Origin of the sequence: Lutibacter aestuarii (genome assembly GCF_042676885.1) — a bacterium.
GTDB lineage: Bacteria > Bacteroidota > Bacteroidia > Flavobacteriales > Flavobacteriaceae > Lutibacter > Lutibacter aestuarii.
Genome location: NZ_JBHTIC010000008.1, coordinates 600,726 through 613,345, shown reverse-complemented (window position 1 = coordinate 613,345; position 12,620 = coordinate 600,726). Strand labels below are relative to the sequence as shown.

At 28.0% G+C, this 12,620-nt stretch carries 10 protein-coding genes; 3 read left to right on the top strand and 7 right to left on the bottom strand.

Going from position 1 to position 12,620, the window contains the following annotated elements; all coding sequences use genetic code 11:
• From ACFQZW_RS10325 to ACFQZW_RS10315, 3 genes are all read left to right on the top strand, one after another.
• The gene (locus ACFQZW_RS10325; RefSeq protein WP_386782825.1) at positions 1–1,380 is read left to right on the top strand and encodes a RagB/SusD family nutrient uptake outer membrane protein; all 1,380 of its coding nucleotides are present in this window, start codon (positions 1–3) and stop codon (positions 1,378–1,380) included.
• A complete protein-coding gene (locus ACFQZW_RS10320) occupies positions 1,380–2,576 on the top strand; it encodes a thioredoxin family protein (protein ID WP_386782823.1) in 1,197 nt (398 codons plus the stop codon). The genes ACFQZW_RS10325 and ACFQZW_RS10320 overlap by 1 nt, the downstream gene beginning before the upstream one ends.
• Before the next feature lie 108 nt (positions 2,577–2,684).
• Positions 2,685–4,058: a TlpA family protein disulfide reductase gene (locus ACFQZW_RS10315; protein ID WP_386782821.1), complete on the top strand. Its 1,374-nt coding sequence runs from the start codon at positions 2,685–2,687 to the stop codon at positions 4,056–4,058.
• A 7-nt stretch (positions 4,059–4,065) separates the two neighbouring features.
• Here the strand turns inward: ACFQZW_RS10315 and ACFQZW_RS10310 are convergent, their stop codons facing one another.
• From ACFQZW_RS10310 to ACFQZW_RS10280, 7 genes are read right to left on the bottom strand one after another with little or no spacing between them, the layout of a single operon-like run.
• The gene (locus tag ACFQZW_RS10310) at positions 4,066–4,719 is read right to left on the bottom strand and encodes an alpha/beta hydrolase (RefSeq protein ID WP_298263141.1); all 654 of its coding nucleotides are present in this window, start codon (positions 4,717–4,719) and stop codon (positions 4,066–4,068) included.
• Positions 4,720–4,778: 59 nt separating this feature from the next.
• On the bottom strand, positions 4,779–5,108 hold the full coding sequence (locus ACFQZW_RS10305) for a DUF4870 domain-containing protein (protein WP_298263140.1): 330 nt from the start codon (positions 5,106–5,108) through the stop codon (positions 4,779–4,781).
• Positions 5,109–5,143: 35 nt separating this feature from the next.
• Positions 5,144–6,397: a dihydroorotase gene (locus ACFQZW_RS10300; protein ID WP_298263139.1), complete on the bottom strand. Its 1,254-nt coding sequence runs from the start codon at positions 6,395–6,397 to the stop codon at positions 5,144–5,146.
• A complete protein-coding gene (locus ACFQZW_RS10295; RefSeq protein WP_386782818.1) occupies positions 6,394–8,352 on the bottom strand; it encodes a BatA domain-containing protein in 1,959 nt (652 codons plus the stop codon). The genes ACFQZW_RS10300 and ACFQZW_RS10295 overlap by 4 nt, the downstream gene beginning before the upstream one ends.
• Before the next feature lie 41 nt (positions 8,353–8,393).
• Positions 8,394–9,134: a 5'-methylthioadenosine/adenosylhomocysteine nucleosidase gene (locus ACFQZW_RS10290; protein WP_298263137.1), complete on the bottom strand. Its 741-nt coding sequence runs from the start codon at positions 9,132–9,134 to the stop codon at positions 8,394–8,396.
• A gap of 41 nt (positions 9,135–9,175) precedes the next feature.
• A complete protein-coding gene (locus ACFQZW_RS10285; protein WP_298263136.1) occupies positions 9,176–9,874 on the bottom strand; it encodes an ABC transporter ATP-binding protein in 699 nt (232 codons plus the stop codon).
• Positions 9,875–9,915: 41 nt separating this feature from the next.
• On the bottom strand, positions 9,916–12,324 hold the full coding sequence (locus ACFQZW_RS10280; protein ID WP_298263135.1) for a DUF5916 domain-containing protein: 2,409 nt from the start codon (positions 12,322–12,324) through the stop codon (positions 9,916–9,918).
• Between the last annotated feature and the right edge of the window lie 296 nt (positions 12,325–12,620).

The window sequence follows — 12,620 nt, the reverse complement described above, 5'->3', positions numbered from 1 at the left end:
ATGATACAAATTAAATATATTAAACATATACTGATAGTTACAGGAATTTTAATGTTCACATCTTGTAATTTAACAGATGTTACAGATGTAGATCCTGTTTATCAAATATCTGAAGACAAAGTAATAACAAATATAGATCAGGCTCAAACTGCTTTATATGGAACTTATGGAGCACTAATTGATGGCGCTTCATACATAAGTTATACACCAGCAATAACTTCAATGATGGGACTAACTATGAAACCTGGAGTTTGGGGTGGAGGAACTGAAAACTCATTTTTTAAGAATGATGTATTGTCGGATAATTATTATCTTGAATTGATTTATACAGATATGTATTTCCTAATCAACAATGCCAATCATGTAATTACTAAAACTGAAAAATTAGAAACGGAAGATGCTAGAAAGAATGAAATTGTAGCAGAAGCCAAGTTTTTAAGAGCATTATCAAACTTTTATTTATTAAGACTTTGGGGAGAATTTTTTGATGAAAATTCTACAAATGGAATAGTGCTTAAAAAAGAACCAATTGTAAGTGCTAATCCACAAGCAAGAGCATCAGTTGCTGAAACCTACAATTTAATTTTAGAGGATCTGGAGTATGCAATTCAATATGCACCTAGTTTTTCTGATACATTTTATGCTTCAAGTATAGCAGCTAAAGCTTTAAAAAGTAAAGTACTTTTATATAAAAAAGACTATAGTAATGCAGCACAAGTAGCCTTAGAGGTAATTAACTCTAATGAGAGAGAATTAGAAGATACATTTTCTGATATTTTCACTAAAAAAATTATTGAAACTAAAGAAGCTATTTTTCAAACTCCATTTGATAATTCAAATGACAGAAATAATAAAGCCTTTATGTATAGAGCTTATTTTGGAGTTTCTGATTATTATATAAGTCAAATGGAAGATGATGCTAGATATGAAGCAGCAATTGCTTATACTTCATCTGGAAGTGCAAGAAACAATAAATTTAACAATTCAGTTTATAACGGAGTTCCATTAACTGCTGATACTGAATATTTTATTCGTTTGGGCGAAATATATCTTATTTATGCTGAAGCAGTTTTAAGAGGAAATGATGATATTGATGAGGCTTTAGATGCTTTAAATAACATTAGAGAGCGAAGCGAAAATATTTTAATTTCATCTACTAATAAAGATGAAATATTAGAAGCCATAAGAGTTGAAAAAGTACTTGAACTTGGAGCCGAAAGTGGTGAAGAATGGTATGATTTAGTACGTTATCATAAAGAGGGCAATATAGATATTAACACTTACAAAGAAATCTCTTCTGATAGTAAATTAATACTTCCATTACCAATACAAACAGTACAATTATCAGAAGGTTTAATTAATCAGAATCCAGGCTATTAATGAAAAATATATTTTATATAATTTTAGTGGGAATCATATTTTCTTGTGCTCAAGAAAAAAAAGAACTCCCTAAAGCTATCGATTTTAGAAATGGTACTTTTAAAGAGTTATTAGCAGTAGCTGAAAAAGAAGATAAACTTATTTTTATTGATTGTTATACTTCTTGGTGTGCACCTTGTAAATGGATGGATAAAAATGTTTTCGTCAATGAAAATGTCTATTCTTTCTACAATTCAACATTTATCAATTATAAAATTGATATGGAAAAAGGAGAAGGACCAGAATTGGCAAAGAAATACCAAGTAAGTTCATATCCTACATATCTTTTTATAAATTCTAAAGGAGACTTAGTACATAAGTCAACTTCAAGAATGAGTGTTGAAGAGTTTATAACTGTAGGTGAAAATGCTATAGATCCAAGTAAAGCTTTTGGAATTTTGACTGCAAAATATGAGCAAAACAAAATGTCGAATGATGAAATGCTTAATTACGCTATTTCTCTACAAAAGATGAGAATTAATACAGCTGATGAAGTTTTGGACAAGCTAATGTTAAAAGTAGATGATGAGTGGTTGTTATCTTTATCAGGTTGGAAACTAATAGAGAGCTTTGTTTTTGATGAAAATTCTAAATTATTTAATGTATTAAACTCTAATAAAGAATACTTTATTTCAATAACAAATAAAAAAACTGTTTATAAAGTTTATCAAAGAATTTTACAAAGAAAGATGTATGCTTCAACAAATGAGCAAAATGAAACCTTGTTTTTTCAACAGTTAGATTCTTTAAAAAAATTAACAGATAAGGCAAGGGATATAGCCATACTTCATTGTAATTATTATGCTAAAGCAAACGATGCTGATAAATTTATAAAAACTTCCAATTACTATGTAGATAACTTTTTAACGGATGATCCTGAAACAATTGCATTTATTGCTAGAAGCGTTTATAGAAAGTCTTTTGAAGAGAGCCCTAAAATTCTTCTTCAAGCAGCTGAGTTAATAACAAAGGCTTATGAAATGAATCCAAACGATTATGGAACCGTTAGTACTTTTGCACAAATACAAGGTATTGTGGGAAATAAAGAAGAAGCAATTAAAGCAGGAGAATTAGCTGTAAAAATGGCTGATACTATAAGTAGTAAAGTTAAAAAAAGAGCTTTACAAAACTTAAAAGAATTAAAAGAGAAACAATAATTTTTCATATTTGAGTTAATGAACCGCTTTATTTAATTTATTTAAATGGGCGGTTTCTTTTTGTGAAAATTACAATTTAAAGCAATCTATAACAATTAAAAAATACACATGAAAAAAATTATCTACGGAATATTAATTTTTAGCATCCTTTCTTGTAAAAAAGAAGAAATAAAAGAGTATGTACTTTTTTCAGGCAATATAAAAAATAGTACAGCAAACGACTTAATAATAATGAGTAGTAATTCAACTTTTAGAGACACTATTAAAATTTCAGCTAATGGAACTTTTAAAGATACTTTAAAAATTGACAATGGAACACACTTAATTTCATATGGGAAGCTATTTACACGAATTTATTTTGAACAAGGAACTTCTTTTGAAGTAAATTTTGATGCAAATAACTTTAGAGAGACTTTAACATTTTTAGGTGAAAACCCTCATGAAAATAATTACTTATTACAAAAGCAAGAAAAACAAAGCGAGCTAATTGGTAAAAGAAATGATTTTTATGCGTTAAATGAAGATGAATTTAAAACAAAATCAAAAATTATTGAAGAAACTCTTTTAAGAGAAATAAATAAGAATAAAACAGTTTCTGAAGCATTTAAAGAATTAGAAAAAAAGAATATCAAATATGAACATTTAAATAGATTGAGTTCATATGAGAAGTCACATGCATACACAACTAAAAATCCAGATTTTAAAGTATCTAGTGAGTTTTTACAAGAAATCAAAGATATTAACTATTTTAATGGGGAAGATTTTCTTTTTTCTAATAATTATAAAAGGTTAGTAGATAAGTATGTAGAGTCTAAAACAAAAGAGCTAATTGAAAATAATTCTGAAGCTGAAGATATCGTTAAGTTAAAAGTAATTGCTGAAATTCCTAACGAAGTTATTAAAAATAATCTTTTGTATAAAGAAGCCAAATATGGAATAACATACACTTACGATTTAGAAGCATATTATACAATATTTAATAATGCATCAAGTAACCCAATATACAAAAGCGAAATCACTGAAAATTATAAAAAATTAATTAAGGTTGCCAAAGGTAAGCCTTCTCCTTTATTTGAAAATTATGAGAATTATAATGGAGAAACTACATCTTTTAATGACCTTAAAGGAAAATACCTTTATATAGATGTTTGGGCAACTTGGTGTGGACCTTGTAAAATTGAAATACCACACCTAAAAAAGATTGAAAAACTATATCATAATAAAAATATCGAATTTGTAAGTATATCAATAGATAAACAATCTGATAAATTAAAATGGAAAAAGATGGTTGAAAAAGAGCAACTAGGAGGTGTTCAATTATTAGCGGATAAAGATTGGAACTCTCAATTTGTTAAAGATTATTTAATTAAAGGGATTCCACGATTTATTTTAATTGATCCACAAGGGAATATTATTACAGCAAATGCCCCAAGACCCTCTGAAAATTCATTAATTGATTTATTTAATGAGTTAGCTATTTAAAAATTAATTAAATACGCTCCTCAATCCATTTTTTAAAATCAAAAAAGTTTTGGGGAGCTACTCCATGTCCTACTGGATATTCTTGATAACTATTTTTAATTTTTAATTGATTTAAAAACTGAGGTGATTTGTTTGCCCATTCTACAGGAATTACTTGATCTACAGTTCCGTGTGAAATAAAGAAATCTAATTTAGAATAATCTTTTAAAGTCAAATCAGATGGTAGTAACTCTGGGTTTACATAACCACTTAAAGCAATAATTTTTTGAACTTTTTCAGGATAATTTAAAGCTACAGCATAACTTAATATGGTTCCTTGGCTGAACCCTAATAAAAATGTTTTTTCAGGAGTTATTTTATATTCATTCTGAATTTCATCTATAAAAGAGGAAATCAAATCTCTCGCTGAAATTGCTTCTGGGATATCTGAAAACTTACCAGCATCAGCTGTAAAATTTATAGTATACCAAGAATAGCTTCCAAAGCCTAAATTTTGAGGGGCACGCGCACTTATAATAATTAACTCTTCTGGTAGCTCAGTAGCAAAAGAAAATAAATCTTCTTCGTTGCTACCGTACCCATGTAATAAAATTAATAGCGGTGTGTTTTCTGTAATTTGATTAGGTTCTCTTGAGATATAGTCGAGTGATAATTTTTTCATAAAGTAATATAAAAGTCGTGCTGTTTGGCACGACTTCAAAAGTAAGTTTTAATATACGATTACGCAATTCCTTTAAACCAATCTTGAAATAAATCTCCAATTAAAGGTATCTTTTTCTCTTCACCTTGTGCAGCTCCAACAAGTCCAATAATCCAAAATACAAATAAAATTAGGCTGATAGGACCTGAAATCCAGTAACCTCCAAACCTTCCAATAATAAATATATTTACCACATAAAATACGGTTAGTCCTATAGTTTGTCTGATGTGAAAAGAAGCAAAGGAGTTTCTTTTATCATTGTTCATAATAAACGCAATTAAAGTACCTATCCAAGTAATGTAACTTATAATTGCCATTGTTTTACCTTCTTTAACTGTGAAATTTTCCATTTTAATATATTTTTTAGTTGAAGTAATTATTCTATTTAAAGTACCATTTTATTATTTGAAATTACACCATAAACTTTCCCATTCATAAGTTTGTTTAAAAAGATAGAGTTTTTTGACGTAGAAAGTATATTTTCTTCTTTAAAACTATAATTATGTTGAGGGTTAAATAGTGTTAGATTTGCCTTTTTTCCAATATTTATTGAGGTATTATCAATCCCAAATCGTGTTCTTGGATTCGAAGTTAAAGCTTTGATTAATACGTCTAAATTTATAATGTTATTTAAAGCGCCAAATAAACTTTCTAATCCAATAGTTCCAAATTTAGCACTCTCATATTCTACTTTTTTATGTTCAATATCAATGGGGTTGTGGTCACTTGTAACCATATCAATTGTTCCTTCATTTAAACCTTTAATTAAGGCTTTAGTATCTTTTAAAGTTCTTAAAGGAGGTAGTACTTTTGTATTAGAATCAAAGTGATGTAATTCTTCATCTGTTAATGCCAAATGATGAGCGGAAACACTGCAAGTAACATTTAGTCCTTTCTTTTTAGCTTCTTTAATAAGTTTTACTGATTTTTTTGTAGAAATGGTTGGGATATGTAATTTTCCACCGGTGTATTCTAACAAAAATAAATCTCTTGCAATTTGTAGTTCTTCAGCTAAAGCAGGAATTCCTTTCAATCCTAATTTAGTACTATTTACTTCTTCATTCACTAAACCAGAAGTAGCTATAGAATTGTCTTGAGGGAAACTTAAAATTAAACCATCAAAATTTTGAGCATATTGTAAACCAATTTTTAATAAGTTAGCATTGTTGATAGGTTTATTATAGTCTCCAAAAGCAATAGCTCCAGAGTTTTGCATATCAAATAATTCTGCAATATCATCACTTTTAGCTCCTTTGGTTAAGGCTCCAATAGGGTATAAGCTAGTTGCAAAATTAGCTCCTTTATTTTTAAGAAATTCAATCGCAGATTTGTTATCAACTATTGGATAGGTATTTGGGTTAACTGCTACGGCAGTAAAACCACTTTTTGCAGCAGTAATTAAACCATTTTCAATGGTTTCACGTTCTTCAAAACCAGGCTCTCCAAAACATACACTTGAATCGAACCAACCTTGTGAAATATGAAGGTTTTCTATATTTATTTCTTTATAATTCTTCGTGTTTTTTAAAGAATCTTCTATTTGAGTAATTTTTCCATTTTCAATTAAAAGATCTTTAGTTTGGAGGTGAAACGGACTAGAACTATCAATAATTATTGCAGATTTTAAGAGTACATTCATATGTTGAAATATTTTAATATAAGCATTTCAAGAAACAAAAATAGTATAGAAAATGCTAAAAACCATTTAAAAAGCCAATTGATTTTCCCTTGATTGGAAATTTCATCAAAAACTTGTTCTGTAGAAGTTGTTACCTCAACGTTTGGATTGTTATTTGATAATTTTTGTAAATCTAAATATTCAAGTTCGCTTTCTTGTTTTGGATAGTTGAATGCCAGTGTTTTAATCTTGGAATTGTTATATGAAACCGAATAAAAACCACTTTTTAAAATTTGGTTTTGTAAGTTTAAAATTACTTTATTTTGAAACGCATTTTGAAGCGGAATAAATTCAGTATCACCATTAGACATTTTAAGTATTTGATCTTTTCCAATAGTTGAATAAATTGGAATTTCATTTTCTGAAGTGATATAATAATACAAATTAGTGGGTTGTAAACTATGTTTGGCAAAGTTGTAAAAAATAGGTACAACTAAGGGAGATTGTATAAAGTTTGAAATATTGATGTTTAATGGAGAATTAAATAAATAAAATGAACTATTGTTTGTGGTGCTTGATGAAACAAAAGGCTTGTTAGAATCTAAATTTACAATAGCTGTACTATTGAGTAAGTTGGTTGAGTATTGTAACGAGGTTTTAGGATATTTAAAATTTGAGATTCGTTTTTCAAATACATTTTTTACAATTGGATGCTCATAATTAATGGTTGTTACAAAATGTTCATTTTCAATTTTTGAACCTATAGAGCCTAAAGCTAATTTATTTAATAAATTATTATAAGTGGCTATTTCGCTATCTTTTGAAGGAATTACTACAATATTTCCTCCAGTATTAAAATATTGTTGTAAACTACTTATTAATTGTGTTGGAATTGAAACTAATTCATTTAAAATAATTAAATGTTGATGATTAAAAATGTTATAATTTATCTGTTGTATAGTTTGATGCTTATAATTAAATTCATCAAGGGTATAAATTTTTTTCAAAAATGAAGAGTTTTCTCCAATGGTTAATACATTTATTTTTTCGGGATTTGTAATGGTAAAAAAGAAATCGTTATCAAATTCTAAACTAGAATCCTGAAGTGTTAATTTGCCATTAAAATTTTGTTCTTTTTTAACACTAAATTCAATAGTACTTTTATTTGAATTACTAAAAACAGCGGTTGTTTTACCAATTAAAGTTGAATTATTAAAAAGAGAAACAGTAATTTTTTCAGAAGTATTTTTGGTACATTTAATAATTGCATTAATTGTTAAGTCTGTTAATAAGTTGTCTTCAACGTATACACTATCAATAAAAAAGTTAATGTTATTTTTGGGAGTTACTTTTAATAAATTTGTTGAAGTGTTATTGGATGTAAAGTTTAATTTGTTGTTTAAATTAAATTTCTGAAAATCAGAAATTAAAATTGACTTATGTATGGTGTTAGGTTGGTTAGAATTTACTTGGTTTAATTTCAATAAAACAGTATTTAAATCAATTTTATATGGAGAATATTTGATAGAAATAAGGGTATTTTTTAAACGGGTTTCATCTAAACCTTTGAAATAATTATCATTGGTAAGTATTGATATTCTGTTATTTTTTTGATGAGTATTTTCAATAATCTCTTGTGCAATGCTTTTTAAGAGCTCACCCGATTCTCCTTTAGCTTGCATGCTATACGAATTATCTAAATAAATACTGGTTTCAAAATTTTGCTGAGTTGTGTACTTTGAAAAGTAAGGTTGTGAAAAAGCGATAATTATACAGCTAAAGGCTAAAATTCGAGTAATTAAAGTTAACCACTTTTTTAACCGAGCACTTTTGCGAGTTTGTTGTTCAATTTTTTTTAAAAATTTAACATTGGTAAAAGGAACTTTTGCAAATTTTTGTAATTGAAATAAATGAACAATTATTGGAATAATTACTAAAAAAAGTGCGTATAAAATTTCCGGATGCTTAAACTGCATTGTTCAAAAAGATTTTTCAAAGATATTAAATTACAAGTAATTTATGCAAAATAGTTTTTTAAAATCCCTAAAGCATAATGACTGGCTATAGTATTGGCAAATTTTGGAAAATCTATGGTTGCATTGTCATTTGCTTTATCAGAAATTATTCTAATGATTGAGAAGGGAATTTGATATTCATAACAAACTTGGGCAACAGCAGCACCTTCCATTTCAACACAACATGCCGAAGGCAACCAATTATTTAATTGTTTTATTTTTTCAATAGATGAAATAAATTGATCTCCACTAGCAATATCTCCTTCAATTACTTTTGGCTGAGTAATTTGAAATTTTAAAGCATCATGAACAGTTATGAATTGATGATACGAATTTAAAAAATTGTTGGCGGCTTTTAAAAGTTGCTTTGTGTTGGATGTTTCTAAATATTTTTTTCTTAAAATAGGAATTTCAAATTTTTCAAATAGTGGACTGGCATCCATATCATGTTGGTATAAGTTTTTGCCCAAAACAATATCTCCAATATTTAATTTTGAATTAATAGCTCCGGCCACACCAGTAAAAATAATTTCATCAACATCAAAGTCATTAATAAGTTGTGTTGTTGTTACTGCAGAAGCTACTTTACCCCAACGAGAAAATACCAACACTACTTTTTTATTAAATAGGGTTCCAGAAAAATAAGTTCTCATTCCTTTTTCTGTAGTTGTAACGTTCTTAAGTTCGTTTAAAAGTGCTTGAATTTCTTCTTGCATTGCACTTATAATTCCTATTTTAATCATTTTTTATTTTAAAATTGAAAACTTATTTTGTGAGTACCAAGCTAACTTTGATTGCTGTGAAGGTTTGATAATTTTGTTTTTGCAACAATAAGTCCATCCTTCATTTCTAATTTACGATCAGCCATATTTGCTAGTTCAGAATTATGAGTAACTATCACAAAAGTTTGATTGAATTTATTGCGAAGTTCAAAAAATAATTCGTGTAAATTTTTTGCAGAAGCGGAATCTAAATTTCCACTAGGTTCATCAGCAAAAATCACATCGGGGTTGTTAATTAAGGCTCTTGCAACCGCCACCCGTTGCTGTTCACCACCTGAAAGTTCGTTGGGTTTATGGTTCATTCTTTCAGATAAACCTAAAAAGCTTAAAAGTTCTTTTGCTTTTACTTCCGTTTCTTTTTTTTGTTGACCTCCTATATAGGCTGGAATACACACATTTTCCAAAGCAGTAAATTCTGGTAGTAATTGGTGAAATTGAAATATAAAACCAATATGTTTATTTCTAAACTTTGATAAATTTTTGTCTTTTAAATTTAATAAGTCTGTAGTGTTTATTGATAGTGTTGAAGTTTTGTTTAAATGTGGTTTGTCTAAAGTTCCTAAAATTTGTAGTAAAGTTGTTTTACCTGCTCCAGACGGACCAACTATAGCTACTATTTCTCCTTTTTTTATAGATAAACTAACACCTTTTAAAACTTCTAAATCGCCATAAAATTTGTGAATATTTTTTGCTTCAATCATAGTGTAAATTAATGTTGTGAAAATACACAATTAAATTAAACTTACAACCAAGTTTTAAGTTTGTTATAATCTAAATAATAGATAAGCTTTAAAGAAATATTATTAACTACAGGCTCTTTAAAAAGGTTGTCTAAGTTTTCTTTAAATTTTAAATGAGATAAATCATCTTCATTAAAAATTGAATTTCTGTATAATGCAACCAGTTGACTTCCAGGAGCAAACTCCCAAGTGTAGCTTAAGTCAAAATTCCAAATATTATAATTAATATCGTGATTTGCCGTATAATCACTTTCAGTTAAAATACCATCTTCTTCTAGTAAATAAAACTGAGTTTTATATTCAACAGGTGACCAATAGTGACGGAATGTAAGGTTAAGAGCTGATTTAATACTGAAATTATATTTTCCAGATATAGCATTTGTAATAGATTTGGTATCTCTTTTTCCAAAAATAATAGTTCCATCTTCCAAATCATTCACGTATCCTTTATCGTTGGTATCTTTTGAATATTCTAATTGATAAACAAAGGATAATTTATCATTTACTCTAAAACGTGGGGAAAAACCAGTATTGATAAAATAGTTATCATCATTTATTCTTTTAGAAATAAAGATGTTGGCATCTATGGCAAATTTTTTCCTGTAATCAGTAGAAATCCATTGATTTGAAGCAATTCTTCCAGGTTTTTTATAATAGCGATTTTCAACTCTAGGTTCATAATAATCATATTCATTTCCTATAATTGTTTGAAAATTACCACCAAAGGCAAGTTTTGTTTTTTTGGTGTAAAAATTATAATTAACCCCAACAGAGTTACTGGTATATTTATTGGGTTTGTACAGATAATCTAAGTCAGCCCAAAAAGTAATGCGATAATCATCAAATTTTTCAGTAGGTTCAAAAACCCTATAGCTTATGTAAGACTCAAAATTGCTAAAATTATTTCTTCTTTGAAAGCCTAAATCATTTTTATTAAACTTTTTATCTTCTAAGTGGTGTTCAATTCCCCATTGCCAGTTACCACTAATTTCTCTAAAAGCAATATCGGTAAAAAAGCCATTTGTTTTTTCGCCAAACTCGTTTATATAACTCATACCAACACCACCTTCAATTTTAAAAATATTTGCTTTATTGGTGAGGTCAAAAAGTAGTGCTGAAACATTGGCATCTCTAAAAGATCCTTCTCTGAAAACATTTGTGTTGATAAAGCTTACAGATGAATTTTTGTTGAATTGTTGATCTAAAACGAGTACGTTATAATTAGCAAAAGGTTCGGTTATAACTTCTCTAACTTCTTGCGTATTTTTATCTTGTATCCTTGTAACGGTTTTTTCGGTAATTGCATTAAAAAAGCCAATGCCTAGTCCATTTTTTGTTCTTCCTGAAATTTTTAAAGCATTTAACATTTTAACATTTGAAGGTGCTTCTAAAATTTCTTCATTTTCGAGTAATTCTTCTTCCTCAACATAAGTAGAAGGAGAATTTCCAACTCTTCGAGAATAGAATAAGTTTCCTTTGCTAAACAATTCTGTCCCTTCTGTAAAAAAAGCTCTTTTTTCAGAATATTGCTGTTCAAAAGGTCCTAAATTTAAGGTTACATCATCAAAAGCAGTTTGACCAAAATCTGGAATTAAAGTAGCATCTAAAGTAAAGCTTTCACTAATTCCGTATTTAACATCCATTCCTAAGCTAGTATTAACTTCATTTTCACCATCATAAGTAGTGAAAGCAATTGAAGAGTAGGGAGAAAAACTTAATCTAATAGGAGGAGAAATATTGGAAATACCTTTTAAAATTCCAGCATATTGTTGAATATTACCTTTGGTTTTGTCAATAGGATTCCATACAAATTGTTCTTTAGTATTTTGTATTCTTCTGTGAAAATTTAACCCCCAAGTTTGGATTTCTTGGTTTGAAAAACGCAAGGCGGAATATGGTATTTTTACTTCAACTACCCATTTTTCATCATCAAGCTTTACAGCACTTTCCCAAACACTGTTCCAACTAAAATCTTCATTATTAATGGTAGCTTTGGCATCACCTTGGTTTCCTGTTGCTTGAATAAAAAATTCGGTATCATTCTGTCCATCATTTAATGGATTTAACATAATTCCAAACCAATCAACCTGAGCAAAATTATCTCTAGTTGCAGATTCAAAAGCAATATTTTTTATATCATCATCATATAAAAAAGCCCCAAAATAAATGGCTTCATCATCATATACAACTTTAACTTCTGTCTTTTTTCCAGGATATTCTTTATCACCATTTCCAGGTCTAAACATCACAAAGTCTTTTGCTATTTGTGCTCCAAACCAAGCATCATCATTCAAAACGCCATCTATTTTTGGAGGTGTAGTAATTCGTCTAGTAATTAAATTTTTTTTATTTTCTTGTGCTGAAATAAGGATGCTATAAAATATGGCAAAAAGCCAAAAAAAATTTTTCATAAACTATGATAGTTCTATTATGTAAAATAATTATGCTAAAATATTTAACATATTTTGTAACCAATCATAAATAAATGTTAATAATGAGTTAATGGTATTGTTTTATGAAAATAATTTAATTATAAATTTGTTGAGTAAATAATCTGAAAATTAAGTTAATGTAACCAATGTATGAAGCTGTAAAAACTAAAAGTATTGCAGCAGATAATAGTAGAGCAGGGGTTAAAATAACGGATTTTAAAAAGATTTTTTTCATGAGATTTAAAGTTTAAAGTAGTACTATATGCTACATTAAA